At 68.7% G+C, this 21,660-nt stretch carries 20 protein-coding genes; 11 read left to right on the top strand and 9 right to left on the bottom strand.

All coding sequences use genetic code 11. The features are described 5' to 3' along the window. Window positions 1-77: 77 nt before the first annotated feature. On the top strand, window positions 78-287 hold the full coding sequence (locus IB278_RS26690; protein WP_145741362.1) for a hypothetical protein: 210 nt from the start codon (window positions 78-80) through the stop codon (window positions 285-287). 18 nt (window positions 288-305) lie between these two features. Here the strand turns inward: IB278_RS26690 and IB278_RS26685 are convergent, their stop codons facing one another. From IB278_RS26685 to mnmH, 5 genes are read right to left on the bottom strand one after another with little or no spacing between them, the layout of a single operon-like run. Then, window positions 306-932, bottom strand: coding sequence for a LysE family translocator (locus IB278_RS26685; protein WP_145741364.1), 627 nt, complete (start codon window positions 930-932; stop codon window positions 306-308). Window positions 933-960: 28 nt separating this feature from the next. After that, window positions 961-1,230 (bottom strand): DUF2277 domain-containing protein, encoded by a 270-nt coding sequence (locus tag IB278_RS26680; protein ID WP_018903218.1) that lies wholly within the window; start codon window positions 1,228-1,230, stop codon window positions 961-963. A gap of 33 nt (window positions 1,231-1,263) precedes the next feature. Then, window positions 1,264-1,758: a GNAT family N-acetyltransferase gene (locus tag IB278_RS26675; RefSeq protein WP_145741367.1), complete on the bottom strand. Its 495-nt coding sequence runs from the start codon at window positions 1,756-1,758 to the stop codon at window positions 1,264-1,266. Continuing rightward, window positions 1,755-2,180, bottom strand: coding sequence for a GNAT family N-acetyltransferase (locus IB278_RS26670; protein ID WP_145741369.1), 426 nt, complete (start codon window positions 2,178-2,180; stop codon window positions 1,755-1,757). Before IB278_RS26670 ends, IB278_RS26675 begins: the two co-directional genes overlap by 4 nt. A gap of 35 nt (window positions 2,181-2,215) precedes the next feature. Beyond that, window positions 2,216-3,289: a tRNA 2-selenouridine(34) synthase MnmH gene (gene mnmH / locus IB278_RS26665; protein ID WP_145741371.1), complete on the bottom strand. Its 1,074-nt coding sequence runs from the start codon at window positions 3,287-3,289 to the stop codon at window positions 2,216-2,218. A gap of 199 nt (window positions 3,290-3,488) precedes the next feature. Between mnmH and IB278_RS26660 the strand changes: the two genes are divergently transcribed. The 4 genes from IB278_RS26660 (at window position 3,489) to IB278_RS26645 (ending at window position 5,335) form a co-directional block, all read left to right on the top strand. Continuing rightward, window positions 3,489-3,968 carry a DUF4124 domain-containing protein gene (locus tag IB278_RS26660; protein ID WP_186454131.1) on the top strand — a complete coding sequence of 160 codons (480 nt, stop codon included), beginning with the start codon at window positions 3,489-3,491 and terminating at the stop codon, window positions 3,966-3,968. A 13-nt stretch (window positions 3,969-3,981) separates the two neighbouring features. Continuing rightward, the gene (locus IB278_RS26655) at window positions 3,982-4,431 is read left to right on the top strand and encodes a ribonuclease HI family protein (RefSeq protein WP_145741375.1); all 450 of its coding nucleotides are present in this window, start codon (window positions 3,982-3,984) and stop codon (window positions 4,429-4,431) included. A gap of 43 nt (window positions 4,432-4,474) precedes the next feature. Then, window positions 4,475-4,723 carry a DUF3297 family protein gene (locus tag IB278_RS26650; RefSeq protein WP_062362845.1) on the top strand — a complete coding sequence of 83 codons (249 nt, stop codon included), beginning with the start codon at window positions 4,475-4,477 and terminating at the stop codon, window positions 4,721-4,723. 90 nt (window positions 4,724-4,813) lie between these two features. Next, entirely contained in the window at window positions 4,814-5,335 is a 522-nt protein-coding gene (locus tag IB278_RS26645; protein WP_145741376.1) for an O-acetyl-ADP-ribose deacetylase, read from the top strand. 19 nt (window positions 5,336-5,354) lie between these two features. Here the strand turns inward: IB278_RS26645 and IB278_RS26640 are convergent, their stop codons facing one another. Further along, window positions 5,355-11,384, bottom strand: coding sequence for an alpha-2-macroglobulin family protein (locus IB278_RS26640; RefSeq protein WP_192326664.1), 6,030 nt, complete (start codon window positions 11,382-11,384; stop codon window positions 5,355-5,357). A gap of 152 nt (window positions 11,385-11,536) precedes the next feature. Between IB278_RS26640 and opgC the strand changes: the two genes are divergently transcribed. Continuing rightward, on the top strand, window positions 11,537-12,679 hold the full coding sequence (gene opgC, locus IB278_RS26635) for an OpgC domain-containing protein (protein WP_145741380.1): 1,143 nt from the start codon (window positions 11,537-11,539) through the stop codon (window positions 12,677-12,679). Between the two features lie 19 nt (window positions 12,680-12,698). On the opposite strand, the gene IB278_RS26630 is transcribed toward opgC, so the two are convergent. Then, a complete protein-coding gene (locus IB278_RS26630) occupies window positions 12,699-13,484 on the bottom strand; it encodes an SGNH/GDSL hydrolase family protein (protein WP_145742008.1) in 786 nt (261 codons plus the stop codon). A gap of 182 nt (window positions 13,485-13,666) precedes the next feature. Between IB278_RS26630 and IB278_RS26625 the strand changes: the two genes are divergently transcribed. After that, window positions 13,667-14,203, top strand: a complete 537-nt coding sequence (locus tag IB278_RS26625) for a hypothetical protein (RefSeq protein ID WP_145741382.1) — start codon at window positions 13,667-13,669, stop codon at window positions 14,201-14,203. 17 nt (window positions 14,204-14,220) lie between these two features. Then, on the top strand, window positions 14,221-15,522 hold the full coding sequence (locus IB278_RS26620; RefSeq protein WP_192326662.1) for a tetratricopeptide repeat protein: 1,302 nt from the start codon (window positions 14,221-14,223) through the stop codon (window positions 15,520-15,522). Window positions 15,523-15,535: 13 nt separating this feature from the next. On the opposite strand, the gene IB278_RS26615 is transcribed toward IB278_RS26620, so the two are convergent. Then, complete coding sequence (locus IB278_RS26615) at window positions 15,536-17,014, bottom strand: rhomboid family protein (protein ID WP_145741386.1); 1,479 nt, start codon at window positions 17,012-17,014, stop codon at window positions 15,536-15,538. 131 nt (window positions 17,015-17,145) lie between these two features. Beyond that, window positions 17,146-18,543 (bottom strand): argininosuccinate lyase, encoded by a 1,398-nt coding sequence (gene argH / locus IB278_RS26610; protein WP_145741388.1) that lies wholly within the window; start codon window positions 18,541-18,543, stop codon window positions 17,146-17,148. Window positions 18,544-18,592: 49 nt separating this feature from the next. Between argH and IB278_RS26605 the strand changes: the two genes are divergently transcribed. From IB278_RS26605 to IB278_RS26595, 3 genes are read left to right on the top strand one after another with little or no spacing between them, the layout of a single operon-like run. Then, entirely contained in the window at window positions 18,593-19,666 is a 1,074-nt protein-coding gene (locus IB278_RS26605) for a sensor histidine kinase (RefSeq protein ID WP_410000797.1), read from the top strand. Beyond that, the gene (locus tag IB278_RS26600; protein WP_145741390.1) at window positions 19,663-20,409 is read left to right on the top strand and encodes a LytR/AlgR family response regulator transcription factor; all 747 of its coding nucleotides are present in this window, start codon (window positions 19,663-19,665) and stop codon (window positions 20,407-20,409) included. The genes IB278_RS26605 and IB278_RS26600 overlap by 4 nt, the downstream gene beginning before the upstream one ends. Next, entirely contained in the window at window positions 20,406-21,659 is a 1,254-nt protein-coding gene (locus IB278_RS26595; protein ID WP_145741392.1) for an AI-2E family transporter, read from the top strand. Before IB278_RS26600 ends, IB278_RS26595 begins: the two co-directional genes overlap by 4 nt. Window position 21,660: the final 1 nt, after the last annotated feature.

The following is a 21,660-nucleotide window of genomic DNA, read 5'->3' as shown; positions in this document are numbered from 1 at the left end:
GAGACGGAGCTGGCCTTCAATGCAGATGCCGGCTTGCGGAGGCAAGCCGTCTTTCTAGAACTCCAAGGAGAAACCGAATGATGATCAAGACATTGGCCGTTCTGCTTGCCGCATCGGCCGCGCTGGCCGGCTGCGTCGTTGCACCCTATGACCGTCCGGCACCGCGTCCGCACTATGGGTACGGAGACCGCGACCGCGACGGCGTGCCCAACCGCTACGACCGCGATCGCGACGGCGACGGCATACCGAACCGCTACGACCGCAACCCGAACAATCCTTACCGCTGACCTTGGCCGTCGCGCGCCTCAAGCGGGGCGGCGCGCGAGCAGCGCCCACACGCCCGCTGCGCTCAGCAGCGAGCCGCCCGCCAGATTGAAGCGCCGCTGCGCGCGCGGCGAGGAAAGCAGCTTGCGGGCCGATCCCGCGAATACGGCGTAGAGCGTGGCATTGAGCGCCGCCATCGCCACGAAGGTGACCGCCAGCACCCAGAGCTGGCGGGTCACGTCGGCCGCGGGGCTCAGGAACTGCGGCAGGAACGCCACGAAGAACACGATGCCCTTGGGGTTGAGCGCCGTCACCAGGTAGGTGTTGGCGAACAGCCGCCAGCGCGAATCAGGGGCGGCAGGCGCCGCGATCTCGGCGCCGCCGATGCCCGCGCGCAGCAGCTTGATGCCGAGGTAGAGCAGATACAGCCCGCCCGCCCACTTCACCACCGTGAACCAGAACGCCGATGCGGCCAGCAGCGCGCCCAGGCCGAGCAGCGACACCACCAGCGCGGTGGAATCGCCGAGCGCCACCGCGGCCACCAGCGGCACGTTCGCGCGCCGGCCGTGCGACATGGAATAGCTGATCACCGTGAGGATGGTCGGCCCCGGAATGACCAGCAGCACGGACGATGCGGCGACGAAGGCGAGCCAGAGTTCGATCGGCATGGGTTCTCCAGAAAATAACGGTTGGCTGTCAGGTGCCGAAGCGCGCGGCCGACCTGGCCTTTGCGCGCTCGGCCTCGATGGCGCGGTCGCGCGGCTCGGCCGTGGTGACCAGCGAGCCGATCAGCCGTGCGGCACTCGCGGACATCTCGTCGACCGCGCGTTCGAAGGCTTCCTGGTTGGCCTTGGACGGCACGCTGAAGCCGCTGAGCTTGCGCACGAACTGCAGCGCGGCGGCGCGGATCTCCTGCTCGGTGGCGGGAGGCTCGAAGTTGTAGAGGGTCTTGATGCTTCTGCACATGGGCGCGCTCCGGGGGGCAACGGACGCTCCAGTCTAGCGAAGCAGCGCCATCGCGTGGGCGTCGTGGTAGATGCCGTCGATCAGGCTCGCATGGCGCAGCAGGCCTTCGTGCTCGAAGCCGAATCGCTCGTACAGCGCCTTCGCCTTCGGGTTGTCCGCGCGAACGGAGAGCTCGAGGCGGGTCAGTCCGCGCGCCCATGATTTGTCGATGGCCGCCTGCAGCAGCTGCGCGCCGAGTCCGCGCCCGCGTGCCTCTGGCAGCAGCGCGATGCCGAGCACGCCGATGTGGGCCCTCGAGTGGCCGAAGACCGGCGATACGTCGCACCAGCCCACGACCTTGCCGCTGCCATCGACCGCCACGAAATGGGGAAAGCCCGCTGCCAGCACGTTGCGGTAGAAGGCCAGCGATTGTTCCCATGGCGGCGCCTGCGTCAGCGCCAGGTACTTCTGTTCGCGCGCCACCGCGTCGAGCGCCTTGTGCAGGCTTTCGAAGTGGCGCTCTTCGGTGGAGACGACGCAATGGTTCATTCGACCAGGCCGCGCTCGAGCGCCTGCGCCTGGTTCTCGAAGATCGCCATCGCGGTCTTCATGCGCCTGAAGCCGAGCTTCCCGTAGAAGGGCTCCTTGCCGGCCACCGCATAGAGAATGATCTTGCGGTGCCCGCGCGAGAGTTCCACCAGCCGCGAGACGATCTGCCTGCCAAGTCCGATGCCCTGATGGCTCGGGTGCACCGCCACGTCGCAGATGTAGGAGCAGTCGAGCCCGTCGGCCATGGCGCGGCCCGCGCCGACGAGGCGGCCCGCGTCGAACACCAGGCACTTGAACATGCTGTTGCCGAACACGAGCTTCAGGCCGTCGGGCTGCTTGTTGCCCAGTGGTGCGGCCTGGTAGAGCCGAGAGAGTTCGTCCCAGTCGAGGCCTTCGAGCGAATCACGCCATTCGAGTGTCATGGAGCCTGCCTTGGTTGTTGCCGTGGATGCGCCCGCTACCCCGCGGCGTTCAACCGGAGGATGGCATCCGCCACCGCGTCGATGCCCGCGTCCGTCAGGTCGGGTGCCGCCACCTGCTGGCGCAGCGGCCACTTCTCGAAATGGCGCGCCTGCGAGCGTTCGTAATGCGGATCGTAGTGAAGCGACATCAGTTCGGCAAAGAGCTGCGGCAGTTCGCCCGCGAGCGCCCATTCCTGCCAGCGCTGCACCACCGCCTTGCCCTGCATTTCCTTGAGCCTGTCGAGCTGGGCCGCCAGCGCGGCGCGGTCGTCGCCCAGGTAGGCGTAGTCGCGCAGCAGGTAGTCGAGCCGTGCGGCCGCGTCGGCCTGGACCTCGATGCAGTCGGCGGCGCGCATGTGCGCGACCAGCGCAATGGGCACCGAGAGCCGGCCGATGCGCGCGCTCTCGCCTTCGACGTAGAGCGTGCGCGAGACGTCGAGCGCGTCGAAGGAGGTGGCGATGCGCGTCTCGAACTGTTTTTGCGAGGGCTGCGGCACGCCGGGCAGGGCGCCCAGCAGCGAGCCCTTGTGGCTCGCGCAATGCTCCAGGTCGAGCACCTGTTCGCCGCGCGCGGCCAGCGCCTGCAGGACGCGCGTCTTGGCGCTGCCGGTGGCGCCGCAGATCACCTTGAGCCGGAGCTTGGGCACCGTGGCCTCGATCTGCGCCAGCACGTGCTGGCGATAGCTCTTGTAGCCGCCGGCGAGCTGCTGCGCGTCCCAGCCGACCAGGCGCAGCCAGGTCACCATCGAGCCGCTGCGCAAGCCCCCGCGCCAGCAATACACGAGCGGGCGCCAGTTGGCGGGCTGTTCGGCAAAGCGTTCGCGCAGGTGTCGCGCGAGGTTGGCCGCCACCATGGCACCGCCCACGCGCCGCGCCTCGAAGGCGCCGGTCTGCTTGTAGATGGTGCCGACGATGCGGCGCTCCTCGTCGTCGAGCACCGGGCAGTTGATGGCGCCGGGAATGTGGTCGAGCGCGAATTCGGAGGGCGAGCGCGCGTCGATGAGGGTGTCGAAGCGGTGCAGGTCGGCCACGCGCGTGGGCTGGTGGCGCGGGTTGTCGTGCTCACGCATGGGTTTGCCCCTGGTGGCGCCGCAGCCGGCCGCTTGCCGGGCCGGCACCGGCGGCCAGGGCGAACATTGCAATCGATACGGTCATGGCCTGGGTGCGGTTGGAGGAAGGAGCGGACAACCTTCGATTGTAGAAACCCGGCCAGAATGCAGGGCAGGGGAGACACTGTCGTCTTCGGCTGCCAACGGCGGAGGTCGCATGATGCGCACATCGGTTCTGTTCATTCCGGTCTTTTTGGGCGCGGCGGCCGCAGCCATGGGCGCGCAGGCGGCCGAGGTGGTGCGCTGCACCGATGCGAGCGGAGGCATCGTCTACACCGACGGCCCATGCCCCGCCGGCAGCCGGCTCTCGCGCCAGGTGCCCCTCACCGAACCGCTGACGGTGACCCCGCCCGCTTCCCCCGAAGAAGCGCGCCGGCCGGCATATGCGCCGCCGCCACCACCGCCGCCCCCGATCAGCAACGCGCCGCAGGGCCCGGCCATCATTCCGCGCAACGTCGACGAGCCGCAGCGCCCCGCGCCCGAGTCGCCGCCGGTCTATACCTGGGGGCCGGATCCGTACTACGACCCCGGCCGTCCGATTGTTCGCCCGCCACGGCCTCCGCGCCCGCAGGATCCGGGGCCGCCTCCCGGCCAGCGGCCGTGCCAGAACCTCGCGGGCATCAAGCGCAACAACTGCTGAATCGACGGGACCGATGCAACTTTCCCACTGGACCGTGTACTGCGACGGCAGCGCGATGCCGAACCCCGGCCGCATGGGCGCCGGCGCGGTCATCACCGAGCCCGACGGCACCCGCCACACCCTGTCGCTGGCGAGCCATGCGACGGGCTGCAACAACGAAGCCGAACTCAGGGCGCTGACCCTCGCGCTCGAGGACCTCAAGGCCAGGGGCGCGACCGCGGTGCGGGCCTATACCGACAACAGCATCCTCGTCGAGCAGCTCGGCACGCCCGGCGCCCGGCCGATCGCGCGCATGGCCGGTTTGTTCGACGACGCCCGCGCACTGCTCGGCTCGTTCGAGGAGGCGAGCCTGCGCTGGGTGCCGCGGCATCGCAATCACGAGGCCGACGCGCTCGCGCGCGCCTCGCTGGGCTTTGCGCCCAAGCCGGCGGCCCGGACGGCGAGGAAGAAGAAGCGGCGCTAGCTGCGGCCAGGGGGCCCGGGACAGAGGCCATATCATCCGCGTCATGACCGAAGCCAATTCTCTCCCCCCTCTTCCCGACCACCTGTCCACCGACCCGCGCAGCCCCCACCACGTGGCGGCTGTCTTCGAGCACGACATCGGCATCCGCTTCAACGACAAGGAACGCCTCGACGTGGAGGAATACTGCATCAGCGAAGGCTGGATCAAGGTGCCCGCGGGCAAGACCGTGGACCGCAAGGGCAAGCCGCTGCTGCTCAAGCTGAAGGGCAGGGTCGAGGCGTTCTACCGGTAACAGAACCCACCGCGCGAGCGGCCGGGCATTCGACATGGGCCTGGCGCCGGGAGTAACCTGCCAACCATTCCATTCGACGCAGATCAAGCCATGCAGAAAGCTCTTCGCGCTGTGCGCGGCGACATCACCACGCTGCAGGTCGATGCCATCGTCAACGCGGCCAATTCATCGCTGCTTGGCGGAGGCGGCGTCGATGGCGCCATCCACCGCGCCGCGGGGCCCGAGTTCCTGCACGAGTGCCGGCTGCTCTCGGGCTGCAAGACGGGCGATGCCAAGTTGACCAAGGGCTACCGGCTGCCGGCCCGCTTCGTCATTCACACCGTCGGGCCGGTCTGGCGCGGCGGTGCGAGCGGCGAGCCGGAACTGCTGGCCTCGTGCTACCGGAAGTCGATGGAAATCGCCGGGCAGCACGGCGTTCGCAGCATCGCGTTTCCCTCGATCAGCACGGGCATCTACGGTTACCCGATCGAACGCGCGGCACCCATCGCGGTGGCCACGGTCCGATCGGCGCTGGCTGCGAGTGCCAGCGTGCAGGAAGCGACGTTCTGCTGCTTCTCGGACGCGGACCTTGCGGTGTACGAAGCAGCGCTTGCGGCAGCGGGGGCGGAATAGGGACCGACCCCGCCGCGCCTTACTTCGCCGCCTCCACCTTCACGCGCGCATTCGGCGTCTCGCCGAACATCTCGGGCGCGTACATGGCTTCGACGCGGCTCGGCGGCAGTGCGAAGTCGCCCACGTTGTTGAGGCGCACGGTGTATTCGATCTTCACGACGCCCTTGGGCAGGTACTCGTAGTAGCTGCGGAAGGCCTCGAAGCTGCGTTCCTCGAAGGCCAGCCAGCCGGCGCCCGACTTGCGCTCGCCCTGCGTGGCGATCTGAGAGTCGCGGCCCAGGCCCGTGCCCAGGATGGTGGCGCCGCCCGGGATCGGGTCGCTCACCACGACCCAGGTCATGTCGGCGCTGGCGTTCACCTCGATGGCCACGCGCAGCACGTCGCCGCGCGTGTACTTGCCCGCGGTGGCCTGCTCGACCGGCGTGATGGTCTTCTTGATGGCGTAGCCGGCAGCAAACGGCGCCTTCAACTGCACCGCGGCAATCGACTGCATCGTGAGCCAGGGCTTGCCGCTGCCTTGCTGGGTGACCAGCAGCGTGTCGCGCACCGGCGCGCCGGAAGGCGAAGCGGCCCAGGGCAGGAACATGTTGTTGTTCTTCAGGTTGCCCGGCGATGCGGGTGCGCCGAAGAAGGTGCTCTGGTTGGGCGCACCGGCCGCGTCGGTGGTCTTCACGCGCTCGACGCTGCGCCAGTCGACCTGCGCCTTCACGGCGCCGAGCGTGGCGGCCGTGACGCCGGCCACCGGCGTGCTTTCGAACACCTTGGAGAACTTCTCGAGCGCCAGTCCGCCCCACAGGTTGGCGGTGGTGGTGTGCCAGGCGCCGTTCTGCTGGCGGCCGATGAAGCCGTTGGCGAGTTTTCCGATGTCGTCCTTCCAGGCCGGATCGTCCATCACGCTGAGCAGAAGGCGCGCGGTGTTGACGTCGCCGTTGGTCATGAGCCACCACCAGTAGTCGTCCTGCTCGGTGCTGAAGACCAGCTTGGTGCCTTGGTAGGACAGGCGCGCCTTGAGCACGTTGCTGGCTTCATCGAGCCGCTGCTGGCGCTGCGGCACGTCCGGCACGCGCTTCAAGATGTTGAGCCAGTCGATCACGGCGCTGGTGGGCCACTGGTTGGGCGCGATGGTGATGCTGCCGAGCATGCTGCCCTTGGCCGTGCCGTAGCGCGACAGCGCCTCGAGCGCGGCGAGCTTGCGCACGTCCAGGTCCTTGCGCGGGCTCCAGAACTCGCGCTGGATGCGGCCCTCGACGAAGGCGATGAGGCCCGACTCCATCGGTGCGCGCGCCGCGTCGGGCAGCGCGAAGGCGGGGTTCAGCGCCGCCGCCTCGTGGGTGGCCGCCAGCAGGTACGAGGTGAGGATGTCGCTGCCGTGGTTCGATTCGCCATCGCGCGGCGGAAAGTAGCTGGCCAGGCCGTCGCTGTCGAGGTAGGTCGGCAGCTGGGCCAGCACGCCCTGCCACATCTTCGCGTCGCGCAGGCCGACCGACTTGCTGGTCTTCTGCTCGAGGCAGATGAACGGGTAGTTGGCGAACCAGTCGCGCACGCCCGGCAGGCCCTCGGCCAGCCTGGGCTGCAACGCGAGCTTCAGGCCGCCGCGGCCGGGCAGGGCATCGGCAGGCGGTGCCACGTCGATGGTGAATGGCCCGTCGAGCTGCACCAGCGTGGCCTGCTGCACCGTGAGCGGCACTGAAGGAATGATGCGCTGGCGCACCTTGAGCGCATCGCGTGCGCCGCCGAGGGTGTCCTTGGCCTCGATCTCCCACAGGATGGCTTCGGCGCGCGTCTGCGCGAGCTGCGCGGGCGCGGTCACGGTCCAGGCCACTTCGCGCGCCTCGCCGGCCGGGATGTCCACCGTCTGCGGCTCGAGCGTGAGCAGCGTGGCGCGCGGCGCGGCCTCCACCTTCATCGGCTTCTGCGTGGTGTTGCGCAAGGTGATCTGGGCGCGGAACTGGTCGTCCTCGCGCACCAGCGGCGGCAGCCCGCTGATGATCTGCAGGTCCTGCGTGGCCTGGATGCTGGCCTGGCCGGTGCCGAACAGGCTGGTGCCCGAATCGGCCACGGCCACGATCCTGAAGGTGGTGAGCGCGTCGTTGAGCGGCACCGTCACCACGGCCTGGCCGTTGGCGTCGAGCACCACTTTCGGGTTCCACAGCAGCAGGGTGTCGAGCAGCTCGCGCGTCTGGCCCTTGCCGCCGCCGCCACCCGCGGGCACGGCCTTGCGCCCGTAGTGGCGCCGGCCGACGATCTCCATCTGCGCGGTCGAGGTGGAGACGCCCCAGCTGCGCCGCTGCAGCATCGCGTTGAGCAGGTTCCAGCTGTCGTTGGGCATCAGCTCCAACAGCGCCTGGTCGACCGCGGCCAGCGCCACTTCGGCGCCGGCCGCGGGCCTGCCGTCGGGCAGCTTGGCGGAGATGGTGATCTGCGCCTTGCTGCGCACCGGGTAGCTGGGCTTGTCGCTGGTGACGGTCACGTCGATCTGGTGTGCGCGCGTGCCGACGCGGATCTCGGCCATGCCCAGGCGGTAGGCGGGCTTGCTGAGGTCGACCATCGCGGTGGGCGCGACGTATTCCTTGCCTTCGTACCAGAACGCGGTCCACCACTCGCGCGGTGCCTTGAAGCCCCAGGTGAAGAAGCTGTACCACGGCACTTCGCGCAGCCGCCCGCGCAGCGCGAGCACGCTCACGTAGGCATTTGGCCCCCATTCGGGCTTGACCTGCAGGCTCACGGTCGGGTCCTTGCCGTCGAGCTGCACCACATGGGTCTCGATGATGCCCTCGCGTTCCACCGACACCAGCGCGGTGGCAAAGCGGAAGGGGCTCCTCACCTGGAACTTGGCAACCTCGCCGGGCTGGTAGCTCTTCTTCTCGGGCAGCACGTCGATGCGGTCGTTGTCCTCGCCGCCGAACCAGAGTTCGCCCTGCTTGGTCACGTACACCGAGCTGGCGGCGCGGCTGTCGCGGCCTTCGCTGTCGGTGGCGCTGGCCACCAGCTCGACCTCGCCGGCTTCCTTGAGCTCGGACTCGCACAGCAGCAGGCCGCGCGCATCGCTCTTGCCGCTGCAGACGGTGCCGATGTCCTTGGTCTCGGTCTTGTTGTCGTAGGTGTAGAAGCCGCCCACCATGCGCTTGCGGCTGGTGGTGGTGATGCGCGCGACGGCGCGCACGTTGAGCGTGACGCCGGCCTGCGGCTTGCCCGAGAGGTCGAGCGCGAGCGCCTGGTACTTGAGCTTCTGGCTGGTCGAGACCCAGCCTTCGGTCTTGATGCCGGCAATCACCGAGGCGGGCCACAGCGTCTGCGTGCTGCGGATGGTCTGAACCTCGCCGTTCGGGTCGGCATAGGTGGCTTCCAGCAGCAGCTCGCGCGCGGCCTTGACCTTGGGCACCTTGTCGATCGTGACCTTGCCGGCGCCGTCCTTGTTGAGCGTGAGCGGCAGCTTGTCGGCGATCACGCGGGTGTCGCTGGCGCTGTTGATGTCTTCCTCGGCGCCTGCGGTGTCGGCGGCCGCCGCGGCGGGCGCTTGCGAGCTCTCGGCCTGCGCGCGCGGCGGGGTGAAGCTGAAGGCCTCGTGGTCGGCAAAGCTCAGGCTCTTGCCGCGCACCATCGCCGACACGCGCACCGGCAGGTTGGCGGCGCCGCCGCCGGCCACGTAGTTGATCTGCACGTCGGTGGGCACCGAGGCCACGCTCACCAGCGGCTTCTTGTCGGCGGGGGCGATGCGGCCCTCGAGCACGGGCAGGCGGAATTCTTCTACGCGGAACTGGCCGGTGGAGAAGCTGCGGCCGTAGCCGCCGTCGTCGCCTTCTTCTTCGGAGTCGCCGCTGTTGGCGTCCTTGCCCTTGCCGCTGCGCAGCATCACTTCGTACAGGCCGAGCTTGGCGGCCGGCGGAATGGCAAAGGTATTCTCCGCGCTCAGGCCGCCGGTCGGCGTCTTGCGCCAGGCCAGCGGCTGCGTGAAGCGTTGGCCGCTGCCGGTATGGGTGATGACCAGCGTGTCGGGCCGGTTCTCGGGCAGGCCGAAGCCCTTGCTGGTCTGGGTGCGGATCAGGTGCTTCATCGACACCGTTTCGCCGGCGCGCAGCAGGGTACGGTCGAAGATGGTGTGGGCCACGCGGTCGGGCTCGGCCTGCAGGCTGGTGGGCACGTTGAAGCGCCAGGGCTCGATGCCGCGCTGCCAGTCGCTCCAGGTGAAGGCCAGGTCCTCTACGCCCTTGTCGTCCTTGGCGCGGGCGCTGACGAACCAGGCACCCGCGTTGTATTCGTCCGGCCCGTTGCAGTTGGGCGCGTCGGGCGCGATGCCTGCCAGCGTGACGATGCCGTTGGCGTCGGTGGTGCCCGATGCGACGGCAACGCCGCGGCAGTCGGACACGCGCACCTCGGCGTTCGGCACCACTTTGCCCTTGTCGAGCGTGGTGACCCAGGCCATCGAGTTCTCGCGGCCGAGCTTGAAGTGCACCGCCAGGTTGGTGGCCAGCGCGGTGGTGCGCACGTACATCGTGCGGCTGGCGCCGTAGCGCTCGTCGAGCAGCGCATCGCCGAGTTTTTGCGAAGCGATCTCGAGCACGTGGAAGCCCGGCGTCAGCGGAATGCCGATGACCTCGAACGGGCGCGGATCGCCGCTCTCGGCCTTGGGCATGTCGAGCGCCTTCACGCCCGGCTGGCCCGCGAGCAGGGACAGCATGCGGCTTTGCACACGCGTGCGTTCGCCGGTCTCGATGACGGCGGGCAGTGCGCCCTTCACGTCCTTGCGCGCCTGTTCGCGGCTCACGGTGTATTCGTCGTAGCGGCGCACCTTGCGGAACCACGCGATGATCTCGGCGTCGGTCTTCGGGTTCATGTCGCTGACCTTGCCGGGCGTCAGCGCCTGCACCATCAGCGCGGGCTCCACGCGCCGCACGGTCACTGGCATCATGGCCGGCGTGCCGGGTTCGGCCAGCCGCTCGACCACGCCGAAGGGCGAGGCCGCGAACTTGGCCAGCGGCGGCATCGCGCCGGTGGCCACCTTCAGCGGAAAACTGCCGGGCGAAGCCAGCGGCCGGCCCGAGGCGTCTTCGAACTTGGCGGGCAGTTCGATGGTGAACTTGGTGTCTTCGGCGAATGGCGGGCTGAAGCTCGCGGCGCTGACCACGTCGTCTTTGCTGGGCGTGCCGCCGTCGTTCTCGAGCGTGGCGGCGATCGACTTGCCGCCGCCCTTGAGCTGGATCTGCCCAGCCATCTTGCGCGTGACCGGCGCGTTGAACTGCAGCTGCATCGGCCGCAGCGGCAGGCAGGCGGCCTGGGCGTTCTCGCGCTCGCAGCTGAAGGACACCGCAAAGGGTTCGCGCACCTGGAAGCTCAGGCGGCGCTCCACGTTGTTGGCCACGCCCGAGGGGGTGGCCACGCCCTTGCCGTAGACGATCTGCACCTTGCTGCCCGGCGTGAGCGTGCGGTTGCATTGCAGTGCAATGAAGCGCAGCGGGTCCTTGGCGGCTTCCTTCTCGCGGCCGAAGGCCTTCAAGAGCCCGGTGCGCTGCTCGCCTTCGAGCAGCCGCACGGGAATGCGCTCGCCGATGCCGTCGGCCGCGCACCAGACGTTCTGGCGCACGCTCTCCACGGTGGCGGCGCCGTTGAGCTCGAGCACGAACATCTGCTGCTCGTCGATCCGGCCATAGCTGCCGGGCATGAAGTTGCGCACGAACGGTCCGCCGCTATTGAATTGGTAGCGCTCCGGCCCGGTCAGCTCGCCGCCCGAACCGGACTTGAAGCCGGGAATCCGGGTGACGGTGCAGCGCACGCCGGGCGGCAGGTCGTTCTCGAAATCCCAGACCCAGGCCTTCGCATCGGTCCAGCGGCCGGTGCCCTTGCCGGCCTGCGCGTCGGTGCAGCTCACGGCAAGCGGCGCGGGCGCCTTCGGATCGCCGAAGTTGACGGCGGGTTGGTCGAACTTGGCGACCACCTGGCGCACGCGCGCCACCTCGCCCTGCGGCGTCAGGCTGGTGATCTGGAGGGCGAGCGCCGGGACGGCGAACAATGCGCTGCCGGCCAGAAGCAGCGCTGGAATGGTTCTTTTCAATTTTTTTCTCCACCTGAAAGCAGCGCGCAGCGTAGCCGATTTGAATGTCGCTCCGGCAGTGCCGGACGTCATATGCCTCGGCCGCTCTTCATACAATCGGCCCTGTCGTGCGTGCGCCGCGCGGACCGCCACCAAGACCTCGCCGCCGACCGATGAAACGCTACTGGGAAATAGACGCCTTGCGCGGGCTGATGCTCGTGCTGATGACCGTCACCCATCTGCCCACCCGCCTGACCGACCCGCTGGGCCAGCCCTTCGGCTTCGTCTCGGCCGCCGAAGGCTTCGTGCTGCTGTCGGCCTTCGTGGCCGGGCTGGTCTACAGCCGCATCGGCTATGTGCGCGGCGTCGACCCGATGCGCCAGGCCTTCTGGCGGCGCGTGCTCAAGGTGTACCTGTGCCAGGCGGCGATCCTGCTGTTCCTGTTCACCGTCATTGCGGCGCTCGGGCTGCACATCGACCAGCCGGCGGTGAAGAACCTGGTGTCCTACTACTTGGCCGAGCCGCGCGACGGGTTCCTGTTCGGGCTGCTGCTGATCTACGAGCCCGCGCTGCTCGACATCCTGCCGATGTACATCTTCTTCATGCTGATGAGCCCGTGGGTGCTGGCCTTTGCGATGCGCCACGGCTGGACGCTGGTGATGGCCGCCAGCGTCACCCTGTGGGCGCTCGCGCAGTTCGACCTGAGCGAATGGATCTACGGGCTGGCGGTGCACTACCTCGGCCTGCCGGTTCCGTTCCACGAGATGGGCGCCTTCAACAGCTACGCCTGGCAGTTCCTGTGGTTTGCGGGCCTGTGCCTCGGCGCCAGCCGCAACCTCCCCGGCGCGCGGCCGCTGCGCTTTCCAGCCTGGCTGTGGATGCCCGCGCTGGCCATTGCGCTCTACGGCTTCTGGTGGCGCCACCACGGCATCAACGGCCAGGCGCCGTTCGGCGGCGACGTGGAACTGAACCTGCTGTTCGACAAGTGGCAGCTCGGGCCGCTGCGCCTCGTGAACCTGGTGGCGCTGGGCATCCTGGCGGTGCGCTTCGGGCCCGGGCTCATGCGCCGGATTCCGCGCCTGCACTGGCTCGAGGCCATGGGTGCGGCCTCGCTGCCGGTATTCTGCGCGCACCTGGTGGCGGTGCTGCTGGTGCTGGCCTTCTACGGCGACAGCCAGACCGCGCGGCCCTGGTGGGGCGACGGCCTGCTGCTGCTCACGGTGTTCGCGGGCATGTACGCGGTGGCGCGCTTCACGCGCGGGGCCGACCTGCCGCCGCCGGCGGAAGACGTGCCGGCGGAGGCCGCGCGGGCTTGAGGCCGGCCGGGAGCGCCGCTCAGGGCAGGGCAGACGCCGGCGCCGCGACCGGCACGGGTGCCGCCACGGCCCCCGGCAAGTGCCCCGCAATGACCGACTGCCAGAGCCGGTAGCCTTCGTCGGTCATGTGCAGCCGGTCGTTCCTGAACAATTCCGGCCGCGGGCGGCCATCGGCGCCGAGCATGGGCGTGAAGATGTCGATGTATTCACTGTCGGGCAGCCGGTTGAGGTAGGCCGAGATCACGTTGTTGGTTTCGCGGATCTTCGGCATCAGGTGTTCGCGCGAGGGGCTCGGCTTGATCGAGATGAAGCTGATGCGCGTATTGGGCAGCTCGGCGCGCACCGCGTTGGCAAAGCGCGCAAAGCTCTCGAGCACCTGCAGCGGCGTGCGGCCTTCGGCCAGGTCGTTGTCGCCGGCATACACCAGCACCTGCCGCGGCCTGTAGCGCACCACCAGGTCGCGCGCGAACAGGCTGCAGTCGGCCAGGGTCGAGCCGCCGAAGCCGCGGTTGACGATGGCGCCGGGCACCTGGCGGAAATCCTGGCCCAGGTTCTTCCACATGCGCACGGTGGAACTGCCCACGAACACCACGCCGCCGGGCGCCGGGAACTGCTGCTGGTCGGCCCGGAAGAAGGCGGCCAGCTCGTTGTGCCAGCGCGCCTTGGCCGCGAGGTATTCGGAGGAGGCGGCCGCATCGGCCGCCGTGCTGTCCAGCGACTCGTAGGGCAGGACGGCGTTGTGGTTCTGGGCCTGGGAGGCGAGTGCGGTTGTCAGCAGCAGCGCGGCGGCCAGCGCGGTTTTCATCGAAGGCATCGGAAAGGCAGAACGCTGATCGGATCGTATCCGCGGATTGTGGGGCATGAAGCGCCAGCCCGGATGCGGCTGCGCCACGCCGTCCGGACCCGCCCGAAGCGCCCTCAAGAAACATTCCGCAACGTATACTGCCTCGAAAAATCGGAGCGGGGCGCACGGCGTGCGGGCGGGGAATGAAGCAAATTGCGATCGTTGTCGCGCTCTGCGTGGGCGCGTGGTACTTTTTCATCGGCGGGCGCAAGCTCGACGAGGCCATGGTGCGCAAGTACTACGAGAACGAGGCGCACGCCATCTACTCGCGTGACGCGGAGAAGCTGTGCAAGCAGCTCAGCAAGAAGGCCGTGATCCAGAGCAAGACGATCATGATGGGCCGCACGCAGGAGACCACCAGCGACCGCGAGCAGGCCTGCGAGGCCGCGCGCAAGACCTTCAAGATGTTCGAGTCGGTGGGTGAGCGCATGGGCGGCATCCTCACCATCGAATACGAGTACCACATCGACAGCATCGAAGTGGCGAGCGACCGCAAGAGCGCCACCGTCGAAGGCACCAGCGTGCTCAAGATGGGCGAGGCGGCCATGCAGTTCAAGAGCAGCTTCACGCAGCGTCTGGAGCGCGAACTGGGCCAGATGCGGCTCGTGCGCGGCGACGACGTCACGGTGGTGCGCCTGGGCGGGCGCGGCGCCATGAGCCAGAGCGATTTCTTCAAGTAGCCGCAGGCCGCGCCATCATGCTCATCAAGGAATCGCTTCCGCCCCCGCCGCCTTTCTGGCACCGCCTCAACAGCTTCTTCGCGTTTCCGCTCCAGCTGCGGCCGTTGATGTATGGCCTGGCGCTCGCGTTCTGCAGCCTGCTGTTCGAGGCCATTCCTTTTCTGCATCCCGGCCTGTCGCTGGTCGTGATCGAGTTGGGCATCGTGTTGGCGGCCAGCCGCTACGGCTTCAAGGTCACCGCGCTCGGTTCGCGCGGCATCTGGCGCTCGGCCGATTTTCCGCGCGAGCTGAATGAAGACTGGGTCAACCTGCCCTGGAAGCTGTTCGCCATTTCGGTGGTGCAGGGCGCCCTGGTCGGCTGGCTGGCCTGGTACCAACCGGTGCTGGGCACCGTCGCGGTGTTCGTGGTGTCGTTCACCTTTCCGGCCGCGATGATCGTGCTGGTGCAGTCGGGCAGCTTCTTCCAGGCCATGAACCCCGGCCACGTGATGGATGCGATGCGCATCATCGGCTGGCCCTATGCGCTGCTGTGCTTCTTCCTGTTCCTGCTGAGCGCGGGCGCGCAGATCGCCATCGGCATGCTGCTGCCGATGATCGACGGCCTGATCGTGCTGCCGATCGCCAATTTCGCCTTCATCTACTTCGGCTGGGTGATGTCGAGCCTGCTGGGCTACGTGATGTACCAGCACCACGACGCCTTCGGCATCGACCTCCTGCCCGGCGGCGGCGTGGACGACGGCGCGCCGGTGGACCGCCGCACGCCCGAGCAGATCGCCGCGCAGCGCACCGATGCCGAAGTGGCGCAGCTGATCACCGACGGCGACGTGGCCGGCGCACTTGGCATCGCCTACGAGGCACAGCGCGTGGCACCGGCCGACGACCTGGCGGCGCAGCGCCGCTACCACCGCGTGCTGCTGCTCGCGCCCGACAAGGCGTCCACGCTGCTCGACCAGGCGCGGCGCTTCATTCCGCTGCTGCTGCGGCGCGACCTGGCGTCCGAGGCGCTCAAGGTCTTCAAGGCCTGCCGCGAAAAGGACAAGAGCTTCGTGCTCGACGACGCCCCCGCGGTGATGACGCTGGCCAGGGCCGAATGGCGCAATGGCGACGCGCACGCGGCGCTCGCGCTGCTGTCGGGCTTCGACCGGCGCTTTCGCGGCCATGCGGCCATTCCGCAGGCCTACGAACTGGCGGCCCGGGTGCTGGTGCAGGGGCTTGGCCGCGCCGACATGGCGCAACCGATCCTGGCCACGCTCGAATCGCGCTTTCCGGACAGCGAGCAGACGCAGGAAGTGCGCTGGCTGCTGCGGCCCGCGGCCTGATCTTCAGCCGCAGTCAGGCGCGCTCGAGGGCGCGCGTCACCATGTCGTTGGGCGCGATCCGCAGCAGGTGCGGCAGCCAGCTGACAGCCATGTCGCGCTCGCCGGCGTGCAGCAGGCCGTTGGCGCAGACCGACAGCGTGTCGGCCAGCTCCGGATGGTCGGGCGCGGTCTTCAGCAGCACGCGGCACAGCTTGTCGGCATCCTGGAACTGGCGCACGCGCGTGAAGCGGCGCGCCAGGCGGGCCATGTCGTCGGGCTTGAGGCGCGCGCCCGGCTTGGCCTGGTCGAGGTAGGTGGTGTAGCTGGCGTGCTGCAGCGCCAGGGTGTCGGGGTCGGTGGCGGGCAGGCGGAAGATGCGGCGCGCAGCCTGGTGGAAATCTTCGCTCGCGGGCTGCAGCCGCGCGGTGTTGAACCAGGCGCGCAGCGTGTCGGCGTCGCCGGGGCGCAGGGCGGCGGCGGCGCGCCATTCGGCTGTGGCCGCCTCGAACTTCATGGCGGCGCCCAGCCGGCGTGCCGCGGCCACGTGGCGGTTGAATTCCTCATCGCCGTTCGATTGTTCCGAGACCACGGCCTCCGGCGTCTTCACCTTGTTGAGCGCCATGGCGCTGGCCATCAGGGCCGCGCCGGTCAAGAGTCCGCCCAGGTGCGCCATGTAGGCGATGCCCTGGCCGCCCACCGCGTGCTGCAGCAGCTCGTTGGCAATCCAGGCCGGCAGCAGCAGCAGCGCTGGCGCCGTGACGTAGTTGAAATAGAAGAACAGCTGGTAGAAGAACCGGATGCGCCGCAGCCGGTACATCACCGCGTACATGCCCATCAGCGCCGACACCGCGCCCGAGGCGCCCAGGCCGTAGCTGCCCTTGCCTGCGTAGGCCCAGCCGGCCAGCATCGAGGCACCTGCTGCGCCCAGGATGTAGAAGCCCAGGTAGGTGCCGCGGCCCAGCGCCAGCTCGACCGAAAAGCCGAACAGGAAGAGGAACAGCATGTTGCCCAGCAGGTGGCCGGTGCTGCCGTGCAGGAAGGCGGCGGTGACCCACGTCCAGGGCTTGAACTCCGCGTCCTTGGTGTAGTCCTGCGCCCAGCGCGTGGTGAACGGCACAGGCCGCATCGCCTCGTACTGCCGGCGGTCGCGCTTCCATTCGGCGTAGCGCGGGTTCGCGGGCGTGATGACCTCGTCGGCCTGCAGCTTGTGCAGGAACTTGCTGTCGTTCTGCAGAGCGTCCAGCAGCTGCGGATGGGCTTCCTCGTGCGGCAGCATGCGCCGCGCCGGCTTGCCGCGCTGGGGGTCCGTCTTTTCTAGCCACTCCACGAAAGGCGGCAGCTCCAGCTCGGGCAGCACGCTGTTCACGTAGTAGTGGGCCGCGCGCTCGTCGGCCTTTTCCTCGCTGCGCTGCGGCCCCCAGAACACGATCATGTTCACGAGGATCAGCAGCACCGTCATCCACGGCGGATTGCGCCAGCTCGGTCGGTTCTCGAGCGGGATGGCGTAGAACAAATGCGGCCTTGAATGTCAGTTGGTTCGAACGGCCGCGGAGCAGGCCATGCCAGTGCACCCGCGGAACCGGCTTTGCCGGGCCGCAGGGTGCGCCCCCCGGTGGGGAGAGGCGCCGCAGGCGCTTCGGGGGGTCATCCCAATCTTGCGCGATGGCGCGCAATCTGCGCCTTCACTTGCGCCGGCGCGGTGCCGCCGAGGATGTTGCGCGCGTTGAGCGAGCCGCGCAGGCTCAGCACGTCGTAGACGTCCTTCTCGATCTTCGGGTTGAACTGCTGCAGCACGGCCAGAGGCAGTTCCGCGAGGTCGACCTTGTGCGAGGTGGCGGCCTTCACCGCATGGGCCACGGTTTCGTGCGCATCGCGGAAGGGCAGGCCCTTTTTCACGAGGTAGTCGGCCAGGTCGGTGGCGGTGGCGTAGCCGCGCAGGGCGGCGGCTTCCATGGCCTCGGGCTTCACGGTGATGCCGCCGATCATCTCGGCGAAGATGCGCAGCGTGTCCTTGAGCGTGTCGACGGTGTCGAACAGCGGCTCCTTGTCTTCCTGGTTGTCCTTGTTGTAGGCCAGCGGCTGGCCCTTCATGAGCGTGATGAGCGCCATCAGGTGGCCGACCACGCGGCCGGTCTTGCCGCGGGCCAGCTCGGGCACGTCGGGGTTCTTCTTCTGCGGCATGATCGAAGAGCCGGTCGTGAAGCGGTCGGCAATCTGGATGAAGCCGAAGTTCTGGCTCATCCAGAGAATGAGCTCCTCGCTCATGCGGCTGATGTGCACCATGCACAGGCTCGCGGCCGCGGTGAACTCGATGGCAAAGTCGCGGTCGCTCACGGCGTCCAGGCTGTTCTGGCACACGCCGTCCATGTTCAGCGTTTTGGCGACCAGTTCGCGGTCGAGCGGATAGCTGGTGCCGGCCAGCGCAGCGGCGCCCAGCGGCAGCCGGTTGACGCGCTTGCGCACGTCTTGCAGGCGCTCGGCATCGCGGCTGAACATTTCGACGTAGGCCAGCATGTGGTGGCCAAAGCTCACCGGCTGCGCCACCTGCAGGTGCGTGAAGCCGGGCAGGATGACCTCGACGTTCTTCTCGGCGATGTCCACCAGCGAAAGCTGCAGCGCCACCAGCAGCTCGGCAATCAGGTCGATTTCGCCGCGCAGCCACAGGCGCACGTCGGTGGCGACCTGGTCGTTGCGGCTGCGGCCGGTGTGCAGGCGCTTGCCGGCGTCGCCCACGAGCTGGGTCAGCCGGGCCTCGATGTTCAGGTGCACGTCTTCCAGGTCGAGTTTCCACTCGAAGGCGCCCGATTCGATTTCAGCGCGGATCTGCGCCATCCCACGCTCGATCTCGGCGTGGTCCTGCTTGCCGATGATGCCCTGCGCGGCCAGCATGCCGGCATGCGCCAGGGAACCCTCGATGTCGGCCTGCCACAGGCGCTTGTCGAAGAACACGCTCGCGGTGTAGCGCTTCACGAGGTCGCTCATGGGTTCGGAGAACAGGGCCGACCAGGCTTCGGATTTCTTGTCGAGTTGGTTTTGAGTCATGGGAGCCGTGCTAGAGGCAATAATGGGTTGGTTACCCAATGTATCTGTAATGCGCAACCCGTCGATTTTATCGGCCACCTCCACCTCCACGCCTGCGGCCCCGCCGGAAAGAGGGCGTTTGCCCGTGCGCGGCAGCCCGGGGCTGTTCGACGCCTGCCAGATCGGGGTGGTGCTGCGCGCGGTGCTGTTCGTGGAGGCGCTGGTGGCGACCGCGACGCTGTTCGTGTCGTCCTCCCCTGGGGAATGGCTGGTGCAGACCGCCACCGTCACGGGCGGCGCGCTGCCTGCGACGCTGCTGTGGCTGGTGGCGGCCTGCGGGCTCAAGAAGCCGCTGGGCCGCCTGCCGCGACAGGCGCAGTACGCGGCCGGTGCCGCGCTGGGCGCCGTTTCCTCGCTCTACGGTTGCGGCCTCTTGCGGCTGACCGGCGTGCTGGGCACGGCGCCGTGGCTCGCGAGCGCGGTGGCGGGCGCGTTCATTGCGGGCATGGTGATGGCGGCGATGGTGCTGCGCGCGCGCGGCCGGACGCCAGCCGCCATGACGGCCCGGCTGGAGGAACTGCAGTCGCGCATCCGCCCCCACTTCTTGTTCAACACGCTCAACAGCGCCATTGCGCTGGTGCGGGAAGAACCCGCCAAGGCCGAGACCATGCTCGAAGACCTGGCCGAGCTGTTCCGCCAGGCGCTGGCCGATCCGGGCGAATCGGGCACGCTGGCCGACGAGATTGCGCTGGCCGAGCGCTACCTGGCCATCGAGCAGGTGCGCTTCGGCGACCGGTTGCGCATCCGCTGGGACCTCGATGCCGCGGCCAGCAGCGCCAGGCTGCCGCCGCTGCTGCTGCAGCCGTTGGTCGAAAATGCCATCAAGCACGGCGTGGAGCCCAGCCCCGAGGGCGCCAAGCTGCGCATCCGCACCGAACGCCGCGGCAGCGTGGTGGTGATCGAGGTCGTCAACAGCCTGCCGCCGCTGCGCTGGGCCGACGAGCCCCTGCCGCGCGGCCATGGCATCGCCTTGGCCAACGTGCGTGACCGGCTGCGGCTCCTGCACGACATGCAGATGCAGTTCAGCGCCGGCATGGACCAGAAGAACTACCGCGTGCGCATTGCCATTCCCGCCGAATCATGACCCTCAAGACCTTGATCGTTGACGACGAAGCCCTGGCCCGCTCGCGCCTGCGCACGCTGCTGCGCGACTGCGGCTCGCCCGCCGCCGAGGTGGTGGCCGAGGCCGCCCAGGGCGCCGAGGCGCAGCAGCATCTCGCGGGCATGGCGCTGGACCTGGTGCTGCTCGACGTCCACATGCCCGGCATCGACGGCATCGAGGTGGCGCGCGCCCTGCGCGGGCGGGCCGATGCGCCGGCCGTGGTGTTCGTCACGGCCCATGCGGCCCATGCCGTGACGGCCTTCGACCTCGATGCGGTCGACTACCTGACCAAGCCGGTGCGCGCCGAGCGCCTTCAGCAGGCGCTGCAGAAGGCCGAGCGCTTCCTGAAGGAGCGGCGCGCGCTGCAGGCCGACGCGCTGCAGGAAAGCGTGCTCATCCAGGACCGCGGCCGTGCCGAGCGGGTGCCGCTGTCGGAGGTGCTCTACCTGAAGTCCGAATACAAGTACCTCACGGTGCGCACCGCCACCCGCAGCCACATCCTGGACGGCTCGCTGAACGAATTCGAGGAGCGCTATCCCACGCGCTTCCTGCGCGTGCACCGCAATGCGCTGGTGGCGCGCTCGGCCATCCGCGCGCTCGAGAAATACGATGACGGGGAAGACGCCGAAGGCTGGGCCCTGCGGCTCGACGCGATTCCCGAACCGGTCGCGGTGTCGCGGCGACAATTGGCTGCAGTGCGCGAAGTGCTGAAGGAAGCGCGATGACCGACGACAAGAAAACGGCCGGAGAGACACCGGCAACGCCGCAGCCCACGCCACCGCCCGCGGACGCGCCGCCCGAGGTGCCGCCGGAGCCCGTGCTGGAGTCCCCGCCCGAAGCGGTGCCGCCGGAACTGGCGGCGGAGCCCGAGCGCCTGCTGCTGCACATGCCGGTCGACGTGCGCAGCGCCTCGCTGGTGGTGCTCGCCGTGCTGGGCAGCGTTTTCGCGCTGCGATGGGGCCAGGCCGTGTTCATCCCGCTGATGCTGAGCCTGATGCTGACCTACGCGCTGTCGCCGCTGGTCGAGCAGCTGCACCGCCTGCGTCTGCCGCGCTGGATCGCTGCGGCGCTGATTCTCGTCGGCCTGTTCGGCGGCCTGGGCTGGACCGGCTACTCGCTTTCGGGCAATGCCACGCAACTGGCCGAATCGCTGCCCGTCGCGGCCCAGAAACTGGGGCAGGCCATGCGCAGGAGCAGGGGCGCCAGCGCCACGCCGCTCGACAGCGTGCAGCAGGCGGCCGCGCAGCTCGAGAAGGCGGCCGAGGAAAACTCCGCGCGCGTCGCGGCCCGCAAGGGCGTCGCGCGCGTCGTGATCGAGCGGCCGTCCTTCAACGTGCGCGACTACCTGCTGAGCGGCACCGTCGGCCTGCTCGAGGCGATCGGGCAGCTCACGCTGGTCGCCTTCCTGACCTACTTCGCACTGTGCTCGGGAGACACCTTCCGGCGCAAGCTGATCAAGATCACCGGCCCGAGCCTGCAGAAGAAGAAGGTCACCGTTCATGTGCTCGACGACATCACCCGCAACATCGAGCGCTACCTGCTGGTGCAGATCCTCATCAGCGCGCTGGTGGGTGTGACGACCGGCCTCGCCTTCTGGGCCATCGGGGTGGAGAACGCGGCCGTGTGGGGAATCATCGCGGGCGTGACCAACCTCATTCCCTACGTCGGCTCGGTGATCGTGATGGTGGCCGCGGGGCTGGTGGCCTTCCTGCAGTTCAACAGCCTGGAGATGGGCGTCCTGGTGGGCGGCGTGTCGCTCGCCATCCACACGCTGGTCGGCAACCTGCTGATGCCCTGGCTCACCAGCCGCACCAGCCGCATGAATCCGGTGGCCGTTTTCGTGGGCGTGATCTTCTGGGGCTGGCTCTGGGGCGTGTGGGGGCTGCTGCTGGGCATTCCGATCACCATGGTGATCAAGTCGATCTGCGACCGGGTCGAGGATCTGCAGCCGATCGGGGAGCTGCTCGGGGAGTAGG

The sequence above is a fragment of the Variovorax sp. VRV01 genome, assembly GCF_014852545.1.
In the GTDB taxonomy this organism is placed as follows: Bacteria; Pseudomonadota; Gammaproteobacteria; order Burkholderiales; family Burkholderiaceae_C; genus Variovorax; species Variovorax beijingensis_A.
This window is presented reverse-complemented; position numbering and strand designations above follow the sequence as displayed.